Origin of the sequence: Paenibacillus sp. FSL R5-192 (assembly GCF_000517845.1) — a bacterium.
Taxonomy (GTDB): domain Bacteria; phylum Bacillota; class Bacilli; order Paenibacillales; family Paenibacillaceae; genus Paenibacillus; species Paenibacillus amylolyticus.
Map to the genome: position 1 here is coordinate 276,788 of NZ_ASPR01000015.1, position 18,888 is coordinate 295,675.

18 protein-coding genes and 1 riboswitch are annotated in these 18,888 nt (G+C 43.1%); of the genes, 10 read left to right on the plus strand and 8 right to left on the minus strand.

Going from position 1 to position 18,888, the window contains the following annotated elements:
* Positions 1-7: 7 nt before the first annotated feature.
* Entirely contained in the window at positions 8-400 is a 393-nt protein-coding gene (locus tag C161_RS32375; RefSeq protein WP_036671465.1) for a hypothetical protein, read from the minus strand.
* A gap of 336 nt (positions 401-736) precedes the next feature.
* On the opposite strand from C161_RS32375, the gene C161_RS16065 reads away from it, so the two are divergent.
* The 5 genes from C161_RS16065 (at position 737) to tenA (ending at position 9,121) form a co-directional block, all read left to right on the plus strand.
* Entirely contained in the window at positions 737-2,695 is a 1,959-nt protein-coding gene (locus tag C161_RS16065; protein ID WP_036671468.1) for a beta-glucoside-specific PTS transporter subunit IIABC, read from the plus strand.
* Between the two features lie 60 nt (positions 2,696-2,755).
* Positions 2,756-4,198 (plus strand): glycoside hydrolase family 1 protein, encoded by a 1,443-nt coding sequence (locus C161_RS16070; protein ID WP_036671469.1) that lies wholly within the window; start codon positions 2,756-2,758, stop codon positions 4,196-4,198.
* Positions 4,199-4,215: 17 nt separating this feature from the next.
* Positions 4,216-5,067: a BglG family transcription antiterminator LicT gene (gene licT / locus C161_RS16075; protein ID WP_036671547.1), complete on the plus strand. Its 852-nt coding sequence runs from the start codon at positions 4,216-4,218 to the stop codon at positions 5,065-5,067.
* A 301-nt stretch (positions 5,068-5,368) separates the two neighbouring features.
* Entirely contained in the window at positions 5,369-8,041 is a 2,673-nt protein-coding gene (locus C161_RS16080; protein ID WP_036671470.1) for an endo-1,4-beta-xylanase, read from the plus strand.
* A gap of 206 nt (positions 8,042-8,247) precedes the next feature.
* Positions 8,248-8,345, plus strand: a riboswitch (TPP riboswitch).
* A 113-nt stretch (positions 8,346-8,458) separates the two neighbouring features.
* Positions 8,459-9,121 (plus strand): thiaminase II, encoded by a 663-nt coding sequence (gene tenA, locus C161_RS16085; RefSeq protein WP_051449767.1) that lies wholly within the window; start codon positions 8,459-8,461, stop codon positions 9,119-9,121.
* A 210-nt stretch (positions 9,122-9,331) separates the two neighbouring features.
* Here the strand turns inward: tenA and C161_RS16090 are convergent, their stop codons facing one another.
* The 5 genes from C161_RS16090 to C161_RS16110 are packed head-to-tail and all read right to left on the minus strand — an operon-like array spanning position 9,332 to position 11,645.
* Positions 9,332-9,628 (minus strand): spore coat protein, encoded by a 297-nt coding sequence (locus C161_RS16090; protein WP_036615415.1) that lies wholly within the window; start codon positions 9,626-9,628, stop codon positions 9,332-9,334.
* Positions 9,629-9,639: 11 nt separating this feature from the next.
* Positions 9,640-9,840, minus strand: coding sequence for a hypothetical protein (locus tag C161_RS16095; protein WP_036615413.1), 201 nt, complete (start codon positions 9,838-9,840; stop codon positions 9,640-9,642).
* A gap of 31 nt (positions 9,841-9,871) precedes the next feature.
* Positions 9,872-11,008, minus strand: a complete 1,137-nt coding sequence (locus C161_RS16100; protein WP_036615410.1) for a zinc-dependent alcohol dehydrogenase — start codon at positions 11,006-11,008, stop codon at positions 9,872-9,874.
* Entirely contained in the window at positions 11,005-11,391 is a 387-nt protein-coding gene (locus tag C161_RS16105; protein ID WP_036615408.1) for a spore coat protein, read from the minus strand. The genes C161_RS16100 and C161_RS16105 overlap by 4 nt, the downstream gene beginning before the upstream one ends.
* Positions 11,392-11,402: 11 nt before the next feature.
* On the minus strand, positions 11,403-11,645 hold the full coding sequence (locus C161_RS16110; protein WP_036615405.1) for a hypothetical protein: 243 nt from the start codon (positions 11,643-11,645) through the stop codon (positions 11,403-11,405).
* Positions 11,646-11,833: 188 nt separating this feature from the next.
* Between C161_RS16110 and C161_RS16115 the strand changes: the two genes are divergently transcribed.
* The 5 genes from C161_RS16115 to C161_RS16135 all read left to right on the plus strand — a co-directional run bounded on the left by C161_RS16115 (position 11,834) and on the right by C161_RS16135 (position 17,471).
* Positions 11,834-12,118, plus strand: a complete 285-nt coding sequence (locus C161_RS16115; protein WP_036615403.1) for a hypothetical protein — start codon at positions 11,834-11,836, stop codon at positions 12,116-12,118.
* 253 nt (positions 12,119-12,371) lie between these two features.
* Positions 12,372-13,457, plus strand: coding sequence for an L-dopachrome tautomerase-related protein (locus C161_RS16120; RefSeq protein ID WP_174806471.1), 1,086 nt, complete (start codon positions 12,372-12,374; stop codon positions 13,455-13,457).
* Positions 13,458-13,801: 344 nt separating this feature from the next.
* Positions 13,802-15,262 carry a spore germination protein gene (locus tag C161_RS16125; protein ID WP_036615397.1) on the plus strand — a complete coding sequence of 487 codons (1,461 nt, stop codon included), beginning with the start codon at positions 13,802-13,804 and terminating at the stop codon, positions 15,260-15,262.
* Entirely contained in the window at positions 15,259-16,374 is a 1,116-nt protein-coding gene (locus C161_RS16130) for a GerAB/ArcD/ProY family transporter (protein ID WP_036615394.1), read from the plus strand. Before C161_RS16125 ends, C161_RS16130 begins: the two co-directional genes overlap by 4 nt.
* A gap of 2 nt (positions 16,375-16,376) precedes the next feature.
* Positions 16,377-17,471, plus strand: coding sequence for a Ger(x)C family spore germination protein (locus C161_RS16135; protein ID WP_036615391.1), 1,095 nt, complete (start codon positions 16,377-16,379; stop codon positions 17,469-17,471).
* Between the two features lie 118 nt (positions 17,472-17,589).
* On the opposite strand, the gene C161_RS16140 is transcribed toward C161_RS16135, so the two are convergent.
* Together C161_RS16140 and C161_RS16145 are read right to left on the minus strand one after the other, a co-directional pair.
* Entirely contained in the window at positions 17,590-17,931 is a 342-nt protein-coding gene (locus tag C161_RS16140) for a nuclear transport factor 2 family protein (protein ID WP_036615388.1), read from the minus strand.
* A gap of 28 nt (positions 17,932-17,959) precedes the next feature.
* Positions 17,960-18,754: an SDR family oxidoreductase gene (locus C161_RS16145; protein ID WP_036615385.1), complete on the minus strand. Its 795-nt coding sequence runs from the start codon at positions 18,752-18,754 to the stop codon at positions 17,960-17,962.
* Between the last annotated feature and the right edge of the window lie 134 nt (positions 18,755-18,888).

Genomic DNA, 18,888 nt, shown 5'->3' on the forward strand with positions numbered 1-18,888 from the left:
TTTACTTCTAGAAACAACTAAACGAGCTGATTCGCTGCAGATCAATGCCGGTGTATAGCCAGAAGAAGCCATTCCAACGGAAGCCAGCCACCGAATTTCTACCTACAAATACCGGGTACATCCAGAAGCCGGGACCACGATCCGGCCAAATATATGTGTAGCGAAACAGACAGCCGGATATGGCTCTTGGATCTACCGCATATAACGAAGCGGGTTGCTGTGGAATGAATGATGGTGGCGGTCCTGTAGGTGCCTGCACGCCTTGTGGTCCGCCGCCTCCACCCCCGGGGAACGATGGCGGACCAGGAAATCCGCCTGGTCCGCCGGGTCCTCCTGGTCCTCCGGGACCCCCAGGGCCACCGAACCCTCCACCAGGTCCAAAAGGAGGTAAAAATGTCATATCACATCACTCCTGTTCATTAGTCTAATGTATTGTATGTAGGCAAATGAGAAGGGGAATGGGTGGAAGCCTATAGAAGGCCGCTAATAATCAAGTCGAATCAAGCAAATTAAATTGCAGAAAAATGTCGAATAAAGTGATTGCTAACTAATTTATTGTGTGATATTATGATCCAGTAAACGTTTACATCGATAACGAATTGAATATTAGCAGTGTTTGGCTGTTACTGGTAAAGCAGGCATGACCAAAATGATTTTGCATTTTCCTTATGTGAGTAGGGGAAGGCATATCGTTTTGGTCTTTTTTTATATCCAAATTCAGAAATGAGGCATTGGTATGGATTATCGCAAGTTGGGACAAGAGATAACGGAATTGGTTGGGAAGAAAGATAATATCGCTCGGCTTACGCACTGCGCAACTCGACTTCGGTTCGAACTGCACGACATCTCCAAAGCGGAGACAGAAAAACTCAAAGCACTTCCAGGTGTCATTACCGTTGTGAACAATGGTGGACAATACCAGGTCGTTGTGGGCAATGAGGTGCAGCAGGTCTACCGAGTTATCACTCAGCAGATGGGTTCGGCAACCCGAAGTGCGGACTCCAAATCGAATTCTGGCAAAAATAACGGACCAAAGCAAAAACAGAGCTGGATCTCCAGATTCATCAGCGTGATCTCAACAACATTTACTCCGGTAATTCCGGCAATCATTGGCGCGGGTATGATCAAAGCGATATTAGCCGTACTTGTGCTGACAGGTCTCGTAACGACGGAAAGCCAAAACTACTATATCCTTAATACCATTGCGGACGCGGCTTTTTATTTCATGCCAATTCTGTTGGCTTATGGAGCTTCCATTAAATTTGAAACTAGCCCCATTCTGGCGATGACAGTTGCCGGCGTGTTATTACATCCAGGCTGGAGCGCCCTGATGGCGGAAGGAAAAGACGTGTTTTTCATCGGTGTGCCAGTTCGACTAACCGATTACGCGGGCTCCGTGCTGCCGATTATTATCGTCGTTTGGCTCATGTCCTATATTGAACGTTTCGCGGATCGGGTATCGCCCTCAATGATTAAATTTTTCACGAAACCAATGATTGTACTATTGATTACAGCACCACTTGCATTGGTGGCGATTGGGCCTTTCGGAACGTACCTGAATGATCTGGTTGCGATGGGTGCAGAAGCAATTAATGCCAGAGCCAGTTGGCTGATTCCTTTGTTAATGGGAACTTTGCAACCATTCCTGATCGTAACAGGTACCGCATGGGCCATGACGCCGATTGCAACTAGCCAACTGACCAAAAATGGATATGAAATGATCAATGGTCCGGGAATGCTCGCGTCCAATATTGCTCAAGGTGGGGCCACCCTTGCTGTAGCATTGAAAACAAAAAACAAAAAACTGAAACAGCTCGCTGCTTCATCCGGTTTCACCGCTGTGCTGGGCATCACGGAACCATCCTTGTACGGTGTAACGCTGAAACTGAAGAAACCCTTAATTGCCGCAATGATCGGTGGTGGTGTAGCAGGGATATACGCTGGTCTGACCGGATTAGTACGTTATGCCTTCGTGTCTCCAGGGCTTGCCGCGTTACCTGCATTCATTGGCAGCAATCCGATGAACATCGTTCATGCCATTGTGACTTGTCTGATCGCTTTTATCGTTACCTTTGCTCTGACATGGATCATTGGTTTTGAAGATCCAGTGGACGATGAAGAAGAAGACAATTCCAACGTTAACGATGACAAGACGCTTTCTGGGCAGCCTGTTCAAGACAACACCCCAGACACTAAGTATGCTGCAAAAACAAATGCAAATGTACCACGCCAAAATGAATTACGCCCACTTACAATCGCCAGCCCGATGCAAGGGGAATTAGTCCATCTAGACCGTGTACCAGACGATGTCTTCTCTTTGGGATTACTGGGTAAGGGCGCTGCCATTATTCCTGCCAAAGGAGAACTGTATGCACCGATCGCAGGTGAAGTTACGGCTTTCATGGACTCCAAACATGCGGTCAAATTAAACGGTTATGATGGAGAAGAGGTGCTCATTCATATTGGAGTGGATACCGTCAACCTAAAGGGGAGACATTTTGAATCTTCCATTAAAGTAGGGGATCGCGTACAACGGGGGGACTTGTTGATCCGCTTTGATATCGATGCCATCAAGGCAGAAGGGTATGAAGTCATAACCCCGATCATTATCGCCAATTCGGATCGTTTCCCGGACATTAAGCTGGAGAAACAGAGTTCTGTGGAGGTTGGAGCGACCATTATCCACCTTTCGTAACAACCGTAATATGGTCCGTCATATATCATGATCAACATTTAAAATGAAGGAGTGCTTGAGATGTTATATCAACAGATCAAACCATTCCCCAATGAATTTCTGTGGGGAGGCTCTACCTCGGCCTATCAAGTGGAGGGAGCCTGGAACAAAGATGGCAAAGGCCTGTCCGTCATTGATATGTGTGATCATCCGGCTGGGACCGCCGATTTCACAGTTGCGAGCGATCACTATCACCGATTCAGAGAAGACGTGAAGCTTTTTGCAGAGCTGGGCCTCAAAGCATATCGTTTTTCAATTGCATGGACTCGAATCTTGCCCTCAGGCACAGGGGCTGTTAATGAGAAGGGACTCGATTTTTATCACCAATTAATTGACGAATTGCTGCTCCATGGTATTGAGCCCATTGTGACCATGTACCATTTCGACTTACCCTACGAGCTTGAGAAAACCGGAGGATGGAACAACCGGGGGACGATCGATGCCTTCGTCGAGTATGGGCGTATCTTGTTTGAGCATTACGGGCATAAAGTGAAATATTGGTTGACCATTAATGAGCAAAATACGATGATTCTCCATCCAGGTGCTATTGGTACACCAAAAGGCGGACGCCTGCCTTCCAGTAAGGAACTGTATCAGCAAAATCATCACATGTTTGTAGCTCAAGGCAGAACGATGCGACTATTTCATGATATGCTCCCGCAAGGTAAGATCGGTCCTGCTTTAAACATGACTTCCATGTACCAGGCAACCTCCAGACCAGCCGATGCAGTCGCTGCTCATAACTGGGAGACGATTCGCGGATGGGGTTTTCTCGACTTATCGGTGTGGGGACGGTATAATCCATTATTCTGGAGTTATTTACAGGAACGCGGCATCGAGCCGGTTATTGAGCAGGGTGACATGGAAGATATCCAGTCTGGCCGCCCCGATCTGGTAGCAATCAACTACTACTCGACGGCAACCATTGCCGCCAGTATGGGCGATGCGTCGGATGTTACAGCTCGTGCGGGTGATCAGCAAATTATGCTTGGCGAGCAGGGAGTATACCGGGCGGCGGAGAATCCTTATACCGAAAAAACAAAATATGGCTGGGTCATCGACCCGGTTGGCCTAAGGCTGACATTGCGTAAGGTATGTGAACGATATGGTCTCCCTATTCTAATTACGGAAAATGGTATTGGAGCTCCGGATGTACTGGAGGCAGATTACACCATTAACGATACGTACCGGATTGATTTTATCGAGAAACATCTGGAACAGATCAGACTGGCTCTAACAGATGGAGTAGATGTGATTGGTTATTGCCCTTGGTCCGTTATTGACGTGGTAAGCACACATCAGGGGTATGGAAAACGTTATGGAATGATCTATGTAAACCGCGGTGAACAGGATCTGAAAGACTTGAAGCGTTTGAAGAAGAAAAGCTTCTCGTGGTATCAAGAGGTCATTAAACAGAATGGCAGATGTATCGGAAATTCGGATCAGGCGGTCACGAAAGAATAAAGGATCGTGATGAATGCATGAGAGTAATCAAAATATTAAATAACAGCTTGCTTCTGACCAAAGATGAACAGGGACAAGAAATGATTGTCATGGGAAAAGGGTTGGCATTCAAAGGCAAAGTCGGTGAGCGACTCGATGAGGAGCATATCCAGAAACGATTCATTCTGCAAAATAATCCGTCTGCCCAGGCTTACGTACGAACCATCGAAAACATGCCAGAAAAACATGTGAATGTCATAAACAAACTGATTACCAATGCAAAAGAAAAGCTGTCTCTTGACGACCAAATCTTCTTTACGCTTATGGATCACTTGTCGTTTGCCATTGAACGATGGAAAAAAGGTGTAGCATTACAGAATCGCATGTTATGGGAGATCCAGAGGTTTCATCCTGTCGAATTCGAACTGGGCCTTGAAGCCGTTCAGATGCTGAATCTAGAATTGGGTATCGAACTGCCGGAAGAAGAAGCAGGGAATATCGCTTTTCATTTCGTGAATGCCCAAACGCATGAACAGAATATGGAGCGCACGATGCAATCCGTTAAGATGTTAAAAGATATTTTTAACCTGATTCAATACACCTTTGATATGCAATTGAACAAAAATTCCATCCATTATGTGAGACTTGTCACACATTTGCAATTCTTCATCCAGCGTTTACAAGAAGGACGTCTGGGCAATTCGGCGAAAGATTTCATCTTTCAGCACATGGTGAAGGAGCATCCGCTTGAATACAAATGCGCGGAGATGATAAAAACCTACGTGCAGAATATGCTGGATATCTCCATATCGAACGAGGAATTATTATATTTGATGATTCACATTGCTCGAATTGTGCAGGAGGAACAGAGTGACGAGGGACGATTATAAAAAAAAGTTTATATGCCTGTTAGCAGACAGGAAAAAAGAAAGATACTTTCTAACGATGACCGTTTTCTCGTACTTTATCGGGAAACGGTCTTTTATTTTTGCAAATATGTAGCGACTTTTTTGATATTCCACGCGAACGAACTCCAGCTTCCTAAACCCACATGAGATTACCAAGTGATAACATTTTATTGTAATTATTGTAAATTTGTTATATGTAAGCGCTGTCTAAAGAGCTATAATCTATTTATCTGGATGTTAATCCGTTCAGAAATACTTAGACCAAATCAAGAGGAGGAATTGTATGAAACGGTTAGGCCAATGGAATATAACGGCCTTGGTTCTTGTGCTGGTACTCGCCATGCTTCCATTTTCGAATGTCTCACATGCAGCCAAGGCAGTTACGGAAGTGGAGGGAGGTCATTTGAGCACAAACTTTGAAGACGGTACACTTCAGGGATGGACTCCACGTATAGGTAACGAAAGGCTGACAGTGACACAGCAGGAAGCACACGAAGGTCAGTCCAGTATGCTGGTCGCCAACCGTGAGCGTTCCTATCATGGACCGATGTTATCCATGAAGGATCTGCTTAAGCGTAACCAAGAGTACGAAATTTCGGCATATGTAAGACTTACTCAGGAGCCCACCACGGATCAAACACTACAGCTCACCACATATAAAAAAACAACTGCCGAAAGCTGGAACCCAATCGGTAGCGTGAAAATTACCAAAACAGAATGGAATACATGGCACAAGATCACCGGAAAATTTCAATATAGCGATGATCCCACTGAATTGAATTTGTTCATCGAAACACCCTACATCTCTGAAGATAGCGTAGATACGTTATCGTTCTATGTGGATGATGTATCATTTACTCTGGCCGAGCAACTGGAGATTGAAGAAGGGATTCTGTCTCTGAAAGACCTGTATCAAGATGATTTCCCCATTGGTGCAGCGGTGTATCGCTGGCAGTTGGAAGGCGCATATGGACAACTGCTCACAAAGCACTTTAACAGCTTGACCGCAACCTACGAGATGAAACCGAAGTACATGTCTCCTTCCGAAGGTGTTTATGAGTTCGAGGCAGCCGATCAATATGTTCAGTTCGCCGAGGAGCATGGTATGGGTGTACGCGCACATGCGCTGTTGTGGCATATTGATGCAGCAGAGTGGATGTTCAAGGATCCTCAGGGTAACCCTGCGAGTCGAGAATTACTACTTGCCCGGATTCAGGATTACGTTGAAACCGTCATGACCCGATACAAAGGTAAGATCTATGCCTGGGATGTGGTAAACGAGGCGATTGCGGATAGCAATGGTGATGCCAACGGTTTACGTAAAAGTCCCTTTTATGAACTAATTGGTCCGGATTATATTGAGAAAACCTATGAATTCGCTCGTGCAGCCGATCCGAATGCCAAATTATATTACAACGAATACTTCACGGAAATCTCTGAGAAAAGAGAGCATATGTATCAGTTGGTCAAACGACTGAAAGAGAAAGGGCTCATCGATGGTGTGGGTTTGCAATCCCACTATAACCTGGAATCCCCGCCCATCAAGGAAATTGAAAAAACGATCAGCATGTTCGCCGAACTTGGATTGGATATTCAGATCACGGAACTGGATGTGGATAGCGGAATTCCATTTGGTGAAGAGATGTCCGATGAAGTTGCAGTAAAGCAGGCGTATCGATATAAGGAACTGTTGGATTTGTACAAAAAACACAAAGACCACATTTCTTCAGTTACCTTATGGGGACTCCAAGATGAGAAGTCTTACAACAACCAGGCTATGCTGTTTGATTCAGCCCTGAAGGCCAAAAAGGCATACTGGGGACTCGTGGATGAATCCAGTTTGCCTGTGTTGACGCAGAGAGCCGTCTCACTTTCGGGTAAACCGGATATCAAAAAACAGACACAAGATCCGCTCTGGAACAAAGCGGTGTCTACTCCACTGAAGGGTGACTCTTCGGGATCAGCCAGTTTCCGCACTTTATGGGATCATAGTAACCTGTATATCCTCGTGGATGTACAGGATGCAAAGGCAGATGTGAATGACAGAGTAGATATCTTTGTTGATCTCAATAATGGCAAGACCACTTCATATGAAGCAGATGACCGACACGTAATCATTAAGCGGTCGGGCAAAGCTGAGGGTGTGGAGCAGCGTTCATATCGTGTACGCGAGACAAAAGCCGGATATCAGGTTGAATTGTCCATTCCGTGGGGTGGTATCCAAGTCGGATCAGAATATGAAGCCGGATTGGATATCCGTGTGACTGATGGCGGTTCAAGTGGGACACAACCTTATAATCCACTGTACTGGAATGATCGAACACAATCTCAGGAACAGGATACAAGCAAATACGGCGTGATTCAACTCGCCCCTATGCCCAAATCTGCACAAGCTGTGCAAGGGATTGTTCAGATTGATGGGAAGAAAGACACATCATGGAATAAGGCTGCACCATTTGAAGTAAAACGGTTGAACCAGAGCGAAGGTGCAGAGGCAGTGGCTCGCGCAATGTGGTCAGGTGAGTATCTATACCTGCTGATCGACGTCACTGATCCAAACATCATTACAGATAGTATCAACCCATGGGATCAGGATTCGGTTGAGATTTTCCTGGACGAGAATCACCAGCGCACACCGTATTTTCAATATGATGATGCCCAGTTCAGAATCAGTGCAGACAATGTGGGAACCTTTGCAGGGGGTGCCTCACCTGGACGCCTTGTAAGTGCTGTGAAGAAAACAAATAAAGGATATCTCGTAGAAGCCAGAATTCATTTACAATCATTGACGCCCAAAGCAGGAAATGTTCTCGGTTTCGAGCTCCAAATTAACGACAACCAGGGCGGAGGTAAGCAGAGCGTAGCCAAGTGGAATGATACGACCAATGAGAGCTGGAGAAATACTTCCCAGTACGGAATACTCACTTTTGTCGGAAAGAACAAACTCGGGCATTAAACCATCGGCAGTAGTTGCAAGAATAGAAACCATCATAACAGTGGCTGAAACTCAACCATTGTTGTGATGGTTTTCATCGTTTACATACGTCACCAAAGGTGATGAGGGGCGATACAATCTTCCTTGACTATATTTAACAGCCCTTGATATACTAAATGGATGTTATTTTATCTTTTATGGGAATAGGAAAGTAATCAACTACATACAACCGTTTGCGAGGGAGCCTTAACCGGCTGAGAGGGTGTTAAACCGACCTTACCTGATTTGGATAATGCCAACGTAGGGATGCAACGATGAAACACTGTACTTGGGTAGCTCATGCGAACCCCCTTGTTTTAGTGTATTTGTCTGCGAAACATCCATAGGATGTTTCGTTTTTTTGTTTTTAAATACGTACATTATGAATTGGAGGAACACATGTTGACTATTTCAGAGAGACTATATCAGGCAGCACAGCCTGTGTGGAAGGAATGTCTTGAGCATCCCTTTGTTAAAGGAATCGGAGATGGTTCCTTAACGGTTGAACAATTTCGTTATTATTTGCTGCAAGACTACTTGTACCTGTTCGATTATGCCCGCGTATTTGCACTAGGTATTGTCAAGTCGCACGACCCCAAATTGATGCAGTTTTTTAGTGAAAACGTAGATAACATCCTGAATGGTGAAATGAAAATTCATCGTTCTTATATGGAGCGATTAGGAATTACAGAGGATCATGTTTTCCAGGTAAAACCTGTCCTGAAAAATGCAGCCTATACTAACTATATGCTCTCTGTTTCCCATGCGGGTGGCATAGCAGAAGTACTTGTATCCATTCTGGCCTGCTCATGGAGCTATGCAGAGATTGGTCAAGTCCTTGCCCAAAAGCCAGGTGCAGCTGAGCATCCTTTTTACGGAGAGTGGATCACAGGATATGCTTCCTCTGAATACAACAGCAACAATCAATCCCTAGTGACGTTAACTGATAAGCTATTAGAAGGCTGTAGCGAGGGAACGTACCAACGGATGGAGGATATTTTCGTGATGTGCAGTCGCTTTGAGCTTGATTTTTGGGAAATGTCATGGAAGCTGGAGCCTTAAGTTCACTGTAGTCAATTAAAGTAGAGAGCAGCGGCCATAAACAGTCTCAGGATAGAAATAAGTAGAATACGTAAAGGAACGCTTGCAATAAGCGTGTTTCGTGACGATGCCAAAAAAAGGGCGGATAGTATCCGCCTTTTTTCATTGTTGAAATTCTTGACACAGGGACATTTTGTTCTCTGAAGTCTCTGGCTAAAATCAAAAAGGGTGTCAGGACGGAATGTTCATAGCAGTCTGAATGTTTTTCAGATCGAGCTGAATTTGCTCTGCAATATGGTAAGGGTGGTATAAACCATGCTGCACCATGTAATTTGATATCTTTTCATGAGAATCTATGGCTTCATCGAGCTGTTTCATCAAAATTTGTTTGATTTCGGGGGTGGCACATTCGGTCACAGCCATGGCGTAGTTTCTGACACCGCTCTTGGCGTTCATCAAAAAATCCATTGCGATCACGTCATCGGTCAGCGTATTAAGACCAGTCATGTGTTCTAATATTGGGTTCATTTTTTTATCTCCTATACAGTCGCTTTAGACAGCACTCCACCGAGCTCCTGAAGCTGCTGTTGTGATAAGATCGCATCTTGTTGCAAAATTTGCTTGAGCTCCGGGTCGGTTACCAGAGCTTGCATGGTCTTGGATTTAGTCATACAAACCGTCTTGAACGCAGCTATTTCATGTACCTCGAGAATCTCATGCAAAGCGTATGTGGAATCCATTCAGATTGTCCTCCCATGTATCTATTCATATTTAAGGCTTTAAGATGACTTTAATGCAATCGTCCGTTTTTGTATCGAACACTTCATAGCCCCGTTTGGCCTCGCTGAGCGGAATGACGTGCGTAACAATGTCGCCAGGGTCCACTTTGCCAGACGTAACCAACTCGTACATGTATGGCATGTAGTGAATGACCGGAGCTTGTCCGGAACGGATATTCACGTTTCGCTGCATGATATCACCGAGCGGGAATCCGTTATAACGTCCGCCGTATACCCCAGTGACTTGAATGGTGCCACCTTTGCGAACAGCCTGAGATGCAATGATAAATGCGCTCATGGTGCCGCCTTGCAGTTTCATACCGCTGGCTAGAAATTCAAGATCGCTCATCTTGCCGTCCATTCCTACCGCATCAATGACAACATCGGCGCCGCCTTTGGTCATTTCCTTGAGAGTGTTCCCAATATTCTTATCCTGTTCGAAGTTTACTATTTCCACATTGTTTGTTCGCTTCGCATGCTTTAAGCGGTAATCGACATAGTCGACGGCTATGACCCGCTTAGCTCCTTTCAGCCAGCAGAACTTCTGGGCTAGGAGTCCGACCGGGCCGCAGCCGAGCACAATGACCGTATCTCCATTTTTAACGCCGGCGTTATCTACGCTCCAGAATGCCGTCGTCATGGCATCGGCGATCAAGCTTAGCTTTTCGTCCGGTTGTTCGCAGTTTTCAGGGATCTTAAAGTGGGTAAAATTAGCAAATGGGACCCGTAAATACTCCGCTTGCCCGCCGGGATATCCGCCGGTCGTTCCGGAGTAGCCGAAATATGCGCCCATATCCCCGTGTTCGTTGGAATTGTCACATTGGCTTTCCAGCTGATTTTTGCAAAAAAAGCATTCTCCGCATGCGATGTTAAACGGGATGATTACGCGGTCGCCTTTTTTTACCTTGGTCACGCCAGGGCCCACTTCTTCTACGATCCCCATCGGCTCATGTCCGATGACATAGTTTTCCTGAAGGTTAGGGATCATCCCGTGAATAAGATGAAGGTCAGAACCGCAAATCGCGGTACTGGTGATCTTTACGATCATATCGTCCGGTTTCACAATCTTCGCATCCGGCACCTCTTTGACCACGACATTTTTAACCCCTTGATACGTTACCGCCTTCATGCTTTATGTCCTCCAATATGTTCATCTGGGGTCCGATCAAACATCCCTTTACGTGACGTATCACCCGGGAACAGATTCATCTGCCCGATCATCACCGTATTTTTCGCCGAAAGCTGATCGAGTTGGTACTGTTCGTTCAGCTCATAAGGATGAAACCATTTTTTGCGAATCATGAGCTCCGAAATTTCTTGGTGCATTGAAATTCCCTGCTTCAGATGAGTATGCAACAGGGCTCTTACATCCGGTGAAGCCGTTTCCGTCAGGGCGATGGACAAATTACGTACACCCTCCTTGGCACGAAGAAGGAAATCCATGGCAAAAGTCATATCTGCCATTTCCGGCATATTCAATGAATTAATCGGATCTAAATAATCGGTATTCATCTGAGTTCCCCTTAATGTGTTATAGGTGTCGGATTATTCGGAACGGGTGCTTGAAAAGGAGCTCTTGCGTAGATTGCTTGCAGCTCAGCAATCTGTTGTATGGATTGAATTACGTCTTTCTGCATTAATGCTTTTAGCTCTTGGTCAAAGACCAGGCCTTGCATAAGTTTCGACTTAGCGATGCAGAGCGTTTTGAAGTTTAACGCTTCATGCAGTTCCATCGATTCGTGCGGCGCTAGCGTTGGATTAGCCATTCAGAAATGATCCCCTCCTTTTTCATCAAGATTAGATTTTCCAATGCATCGGATCTTATACTAATATGGATCACCGGAGAGGTAAGATCCGAATATTCCCATACAGTCGCAGGGATATATACAAAATCTCAATCCCATACTTATTTCTGTTTAAATGAATGATCTTACTCATGGAAGGAGGAGTCACGGTGCCCAATAAAAACAAAATTGATCTAGCAACCGAAAACGCAAGAAAACCAGCAGAAGATGCACTTAACTCGAGTGGTAGTAATACGCTGGAGCAGCATGCATCTAACGCGGTTTCTAAGGTGCAGACGGCTTTAAATCAGGCAATAAGCTCGTTAAGTGAATCTAATGCGGCAACAAATTCACAAGCGTTGGAGATTGCCAGGCAGCAATTGACCCGAGCAGAGGAATTTTTAGATCAAGCGATAACTTCAGCCAATGCATTAGGTTTACCGGACCAACAATAAAACGGTTTTGGTACTGATAAGCTTGGTAAAGTTTTGCGTTGACGATCGGAAGAAGCATTTTTCCTAGAGCACATATAGTTAACGTCAACATGCTTCGGCTTACGCCGAAGTTTTTTTGTATTTTTAAATGTATCGGACAATTTCAAAATCGAGGTTAAAAAAGAATGATTAAGGGCCAGGCATTAGAAAAAGTCTTGAACATAATTATAGGTAATATCTATTCAACTATGTTGAGGAGGACATCATACAGCCTATGTTACCTATGGAAGAATATTTTGGTAAGTTAGAACTCGTTCATTCCTTTTACGGGGCTATGCCTACAGGCGTTAGTGTATCCGAAACCGGGCGTACCTTTATTTGCTTTCCAAAATGGGGAGATGACGTTAGATTTACGGTAGCGGAAATTGTTGATGGTCAGATGCAACCTTATCCTAATGAAGAAACGAATTTGATCAACCCATTGAATATCGTTATGTCCTTCATTAGTGTCCAGAGTGTTGTTGCAGATGGAAGGGGAACCCTGTGGGTACTGGACACGGCTGCACCAAATTTTTCAGAGCCTATTAAAGGAGGGGCAAAATTAGTCGCGGTAGATTTAGAAACAAATACAATTAGAAAAGTATATACATTTGCAGATGATGTAGTCTTGCCGACAACGTATCTAAATGATGTCCGATTTGACTTTCGTGTAGGAAAAGCAGGTTACGCATATATAACGGATTCTTCTTCCAATGGTCCAGGCGCTATTATCGTCGTAAATTTAGAAAACGGAAATGCGTATAGACGGTTGCATGGAGCAAGCTCGACCTCACCCGATCCGTATTTTGTGCCGAAAGTGGAAGGTAAAATTTTGATGAATCGAAACGCGGATGGTTCGACATCTCCGTTTCGATTGGCCTCTGATGGTATAGCGATTTCCCCTGATGGAAAAATGTTATTCTATTGTCCATTAACCAGTCGCCAGTTATTCTCTATCTCAACAGAATCGTTAAGAGACAGAACGATACCGGATTTTAAGTTAAGTGATCTTGTGCAGTATTGGGGAGAGAAGGGTGCATCTGATGGGATGATCACAGACGCTAAAGGAAACGTTTATGCTGGAGATTACGAAAACGATAGTATTCGAAAGATATTGCCAAATGGAATCATGGAAACCATCGCCCATGATCCCCGAATTTTATGGCCGGATACTTTTTCTATTGGTCCGGATCAATACTTATATGTAATTGTGAACCAATTACATAGGCAGGCCAGATTTCATTACGGAAAAGACCTGCGACAAAAACCCTATAGTCTACTACGCATGAACATTGATGAATTACCTGCTCCTACCTTTTGATACATCCCACTTTTCAAAGCAGATTTTAATAGCAGATTATTCAGTTCATTTTGCGGGACCGTAGGCCCTTTATCTAAGGGCAATATAGTAATTCTAATGAACTTAAGATAGGGACAGGTATCAGTTGATGCCTGTCTTTTTGTTTTTTGTCGCCCAAGAGGAAAGCCGGAGACAGATACAAAGGGTAGGGTACCATAATACACTCATTCGATTAAGATTAATCTGGTAGCATGTTGTTCCCGATATTGCTGTTAAACTACAAATTGCCGGTCGTATGATTTTTCGATTACAGGACAAGATATTAACCTTATCACCATTTTATTACTTTGATAAAGGAGACGACCATGGTTGAAAAACACGAGCCTCAAATGAAAAATCATCAAAAGTCTACATGGCTTGATGATTTAAAACAGATATTAAACCATATGGAAGATGCCGAAATCATTGAGCACAAAATAGGTACGAGTGCTTCAGTCCATCTTTTATTTATAAAAACATTAATAGATCAAGAGCGTTTAAACGAGGCGATTATTCAGCCACTTCATCAATCAGGCGGAAATTCGCTTCCTTCATGCATAATCAATTCTGATGTTTCAGAAGTTATATCGATCGAAGATGCTGGGCAAAAAATAATGCAAGGATATATTCTTCTATACGATTCAGTCAACGATCAATGGCTAGGCATACAGTTGGAAAATCCTCTTGGCCGGGCAATTGAACCTTCCCAAACGGAAACGGTTATATATGGAGCGAAAGATAGCTTCAGCGAACAAATCGATAATAACATTACAATGTTGCGCAGACGTTTGCCTATAACGACATTAAAAACGGAAAGCTTCACTATAGGATCACTGAGTAAAACAAAAGTTGTGTTAATGTACATAGACGGAATAATTAATCCGGAATTTGTTTCCCTTGCAAGAGAGAAAATTGAAAGTGTGGATTTCGATCAGTTTTTAGACTCCGCACAGCTTGCAGCTTTTATTGAAGATCATAACCATACGGTCTTTCCCCAGTTTCTACAAACGGATCGGCCGGATGCCTGCGCCTTCGCCTTAGGTGAGGGTAAGCTGACTTTATTAGTCTCCAATTCACCGTTTGCTTTAATTTGTCCCATTACATTATTCCATCTATTCCAATCGCCAGAAGACTACTTCCTTCGTTGGCCGGTAGCCAGTTTTTTACGTTTAATGAGGTATGGAAGTTTTATTATTTCTTTGACGATGATTCCTTTTTATGTTGCGTTAACGACATTTCATTACCAAATGGTTCCGCTGCCGATTCTCTTCGTATTATTGGAATCGAGAAGCAAATTGCCCTTTACTCCGTTTGTGGAAGGAATTTTCATGATCGTAACGCTGGAAATCATCAAAGAAGCAAGTTTGCGAATGCCGACCAAAACCAGTCAAACTCTAGGGGTTATCGGTGGTATTGTCATTGGACAAGCGGCTGTAGAGGCAGGCTTTGCAAGTAAAGTATTAATTGTTTTGATGGGTATATCCGCTATTGCTTTCTTTTTAGTTCCCAATTATCAAATGACAAAATCCATGGTTCTGTTGCAATTGCTTCTTCTTATCCTTGCATCGTTTCTTGGGCTGCCAGGAATCGTGGTCGGGATAATCGGCATTCTTGCGCATCTCCATGCATTAACGTCATTAGGTCAACCTTATTTAGCGCCGCTTTCACCTTTTTATGGGAAGGATTGGATTGACCTCTTTATTCGCGGGCCTTTGATTTGGATGAAAACGCGTCCGCATAATCTAAAACCACTACAGAAATGGCGACAGGAGAAGATGAAGAAATGAAGACTTTATCCCTATTCAATCAAACTTCCACCCTTGGCGGCATCCATTTCCTTTTATTAGTTAATCGAACGCAAATGCATTATTTTATTTTAATCATGCCGGTTTATTTGGTTCATTCCTATATGGTTTGGGGAATTGTCGCCTTGGGGCTACTGTCCCAACTTAATTTGATGATGCTATCCAAATGGTTTACTTCCAGTTATGCATCGAAAGGCTATCAAGGATTTGTACAGCTTTTTGGGAAACGGGCGGTTCAAGTTTTCGCGATACTTGGTTTTGTAATAATACTGTTAAAAATTTCAATCATCACACTGGGTTACGTTGAAATGCTCCATAATTTTATATATCCATCAATGAATAAAAAGTGGCTGATCCTAGTTATCCTTTCGATCAGTTTATTTGTGGCTTCACATGGCATGGAAAAAACATTGCGTTTTGTCGTTATCGCCTTTCTTTGCGGGGCGTGGATCTTAATCATGTTTATTCCCTTTTTCTTTCCAACGATTGCAAATTACCGCGATTTGTATCCTCTAATCCCCACCGAATGGTCAGGACATTCATGGCAGGGCTTGTTGTTTATTTGGTCGGCATTTTCCGGTCCAGTATATTTGGCCTTTATGGTTCCATGGTTAAGCTCCAATAAAAAAATATCAAAATATCTTGTCATTGGAAACATGCTGACGATTATGGAATATTCATTATTGTTCATTGCTTCGGTATTGTTTTACGGTTCAAACTTTTTAAGCAAGATCAACTTTCCGGTAGTATATATGGGAAGTTACATTCAAATGAGTGGTTTAGAACGAATCGATTACATCCTTATCTCTTTCCATATGTTTAATTATGTATTTGACATTTCAATTCTTTTGTTGTGTTTATATGGAGCTGGAAGAGTCTTTATGAAAAAAATGAACAAAAGCACAACTCGGCTCGGATTATTGTCGAGTTGGTTTGTCATTTTGATAAGTATTATCATAATGGATCAATGGTTATGGCAAACGGTTCCGGGTCAAAAGATGTTGCTGAACATTCAAATCTGGCTTGGTGCATTCATTTATTTACTTGTTCCTACGATCCTTTTCACTATGGTTAAACGAAAGGAGAGTGTGTAGGCATGATACCATACAAGCATTATGGTTTATTGGCGATTGTAAGCCTTATGTGGATGGCCGGTTGCTCTTCACCATATGCCGAGAACAATATCATCGAAGAGATCGCTCCGGTAGTTTTCTGGTCGGTTGACAAGGGGACGGAGGGGAAGTTTAAAATCAGCACTTTAGTGCCACCACTCATCAAAGAAAAAAAACGCTTTCTCTCCAAGGAAGTTGATCTGTTAAAACAGGGGGGCAAGGAGTTTAATTTAATTTATTATCGGGAATTAAAGCAGGGGCAGCTGCGAATGTTATTAATCAATGAGGAACTGGCAACAAAAGAAGGCATTGAAAAGCTGATCAATACGATATTGGTTGATCCCGATATTTCAATGCATGTCTATTTATTGATTGTCAGAGGCGATTTTGATGAATACATAAAAAATCAATTGACGAAGCAAGAAAACCAAGATTATTTTCTTTATCGGATGTTAAAGCATTACGAGGAACATAACCAAGGTGAAATGAGCATTGTCAATATTCATCAATTCATGAAGATGTTATATTCCCCTCTTAAGGATCCGATCCTGCCGGTTTTTCATGCGGATAAAAACAATTTCAATTACGTAGGAACGGCCTTTTTCCAAAATGATAAAGAAGTAATGGTTACTCAAGACGTAAGTGATGAAATTTTTCAACTTCTGGATAACGATCATTTCTTAAAAGTCTTGGCCATTCCAAAGTTATCTATCAGTTTGGGACGTGTTCGATCCAATATTCGCATGAAACTATCAAGTGACTATTCATCCTTGTCTTTACATGTGGGATTGAAAGGAAGAATTGAGGAATATCAGGGAGAAAAGAATATTCAAAGCGAGGAACAATTGGAACATTTAATTCATGAGATTGAGGTATACCTTGAGGAACAAACGTCAGAATTATTAAAAAGTATGCAACGGTTGAGAGTGGATCCCTTAGAGGTCGGAACACATTCACTTAAGCCTTTTTCTAAACCAATAACGGAAGAGCAATGGTTGAGATATTGGGAAAATATGAAAATTAATGTTGACTTCGACATCAAAATACAGCCTTTGATTAATGTTGAACGGCTGTCGTGATTTAAAAGATGCCCCCTACATGATCAAATACATCATTGTGGGGGCATCTTTTTGTTCAAATCATGTACAAAGAGAGCTTATTACTGCAGCCCGTGGCGGACAAGCCATTTGGATATCTTTAGAAAATGGAAAGTCTAATGATCTTATCGTCAACAATAACAAAATGATAATCCAATAATAGCGGATCGGGTAGACCCGTCTTATCGTAGGTACCATCCAGCTTGCATGTTAACACAATTTCATCACCTATTTTTTTGGCTTTTGTTGGCTCTAACGTTACATTCGCCGCGAAATGGTTTTGATCACTCCATTTCCGAATCGCCTGTTTGCCATTTCGCTTTTTTCCTTCATCCATCACAACGGCATTTTCTGAAAAACAATCTACAAATACTACTGGGTCTGGCTTGTTAGATGCAGTAATGTATTTGGCAATTACAGACGGTAAATGATTGAGATCCATATTGTTCTCTCCCTTTATTAATTAATTATTAGACGGTAGGGATAGTTCCCCCATCTATGACATATTCACTACCTGTAATAGATGCTGCTCGGTCTGAGACCAGAAATGCGACCAGCTCAGCGACTTCTTCAGGAAATCCTGGCCGACCAATTGGAATACCTCCGAGTGAAGTCATAAGTTGTTCAAGGGCACTTTCTCGACTTCCGGTTTCAGTTGCGATCCGATCAATTAATGCGTCAGCTGCTTCTGTCTGAATAAACCCAGGAGACAACGTATTTATGCGAATTCCTTGTGGGGAAAATTCATTTGATAATCCCTTGCTATAATTAGCCAGCGCGGCTTTGGCAGACGCATAAGCCAGTGTAGTTTCATATAAAGGCAAACGTCTCTGGATGGAAGTGAAATGAAGAATAACGCCTGAATTATTTTCTAACATAAGTGGAATTAAGCCACGATCAAGTCGAACTGCTGCGAGTAAATTCCAATTTAATGTATGAAGCCAATCCTCATCACTCAATGCAAGTGCGCCTCCTGGTGGTGTCGTTGATCCACCTACGCAATGGACGATAATATCGATACCTCCAAGTTGCTCTTTTACTGCTGTAATTATTTGCTCTACACCTTCAGGTGTGGCGACATCTGCTTGCACAAATTTGACCGAATTTGGCAAGTCAGCAGATAGGGAACGGGCAGTAGTAAGAACTGTAGCTCCGCCGTTTGCAAGTCTTTTCACAACTGCTTGCCCCATTCCCTTTGTTCCTCCGGTTACAAGCACCCTTTTACCTTTAAATTCTGATACAGAGAACTCAAACTCTTTATGCATAACTATTCCTCCTAGTGATGGTATTCAATGATTAATTTGAAATTGCTCTGTCTCTAAACCTTAATGTGTAGTTCGAGAGGAGCTAGAACTAATACTACACTTGCTACTTTCATAACGTCCAATTTATTATAATA

Coding starts and splice junctions, on each gene's coding strand:
- C161_RS32375 (WP_036671465.1), bottom strand. CDS start 400: ATGACATTTTTACCTCCTTTTGGACCTGGTGGAGGGTTCGGTGGCCCT.
- C161_RS16065 (WP_036671468.1), top strand. CDS start 737: ATGGATTATCGCAAGTTGGGACAAGAGATAACGGAATTGGTTGGGAAG.
- C161_RS16070 (WP_036671469.1), top strand. CDS start 2,756: ATGTTATATCAACAGATCAAACCATTCCCCAATGAATTTCTGTGGGGA.
- licT (WP_036671547.1), top strand. CDS start 4,216: ATGAGAGTAATCAAAATATTAAATAACAGCTTGCTTCTGACCAAAGAT.
- C161_RS16080 (WP_036671470.1), top strand. CDS start 5,369: ATGAAACGGTTAGGCCAATGGAATATAACGGCCTTGGTTCTTGTGCTG.
- tenA (WP_051449767.1), top strand. CDS start 8,459: ATGTTGACTATTTCAGAGAGACTATATCAGGCAGCACAGCCTGTGTGG.
- C161_RS16090 (WP_036615415.1), bottom strand. CDS start 9,628: ATGAACCCAATATTAGAACACATGACTGGTCTTAATACGCTGACCGAT.
- C161_RS16095 (WP_036615413.1), bottom strand. CDS start 9,840: ATGGATTCCACATACGCTTTGCATGAGATTCTCGAGGTACATGAAATA.
- C161_RS16100 (WP_036615410.1), bottom strand. CDS start 11,008: ATGAAGGCGGTAACGTATCAAGGGGTTAAAAATGTCGTGGTCAAAGAG.
- C161_RS16105 (WP_036615408.1), bottom strand. CDS start 11,391: ATGAATACCGATTATTTAGATCCGATTAATTCATTGAATATGCCGGAA.
- C161_RS16110 (WP_036615405.1), bottom strand. CDS start 11,645: ATGGCTAATCCAACGCTAGCGCCGCACGAATCGATGGAACTGCATGAA.
- C161_RS16120 (WP_174806471.1), top strand. CDS start 12,372: ATGTTACCTATGGAAGAATATTTTGGTAAGTTAGAACTCGTTCATTCC.
- C161_RS16125 (WP_036615397.1), top strand. CDS start 13,802: ATGGTTGAAAAACACGAGCCTCAAATGAAAAATCATCAAAAGTCTACA.
- C161_RS16130 (WP_036615394.1), top strand. CDS start 15,259: ATGAAGACTTTATCCCTATTCAATCAAACTTCCACCCTTGGCGGCATC.
- C161_RS16135 (WP_036615391.1), top strand. CDS start 16,377: ATGATACCATACAAGCATTATGGTTTATTGGCGATTGTAAGCCTTATG.
- C161_RS16140 (WP_036615388.1), bottom strand. CDS start 17,931: ATGGATCTCAATCATTTACCGTCTGTAATTGCCAAATACATTACTGCA.
- C161_RS16145 (WP_036615385.1), bottom strand. CDS start 18,754: ATGCATAAAGAGTTTGAGTTCTCTGTATCAGAATTTAAAGGTAAAAGG.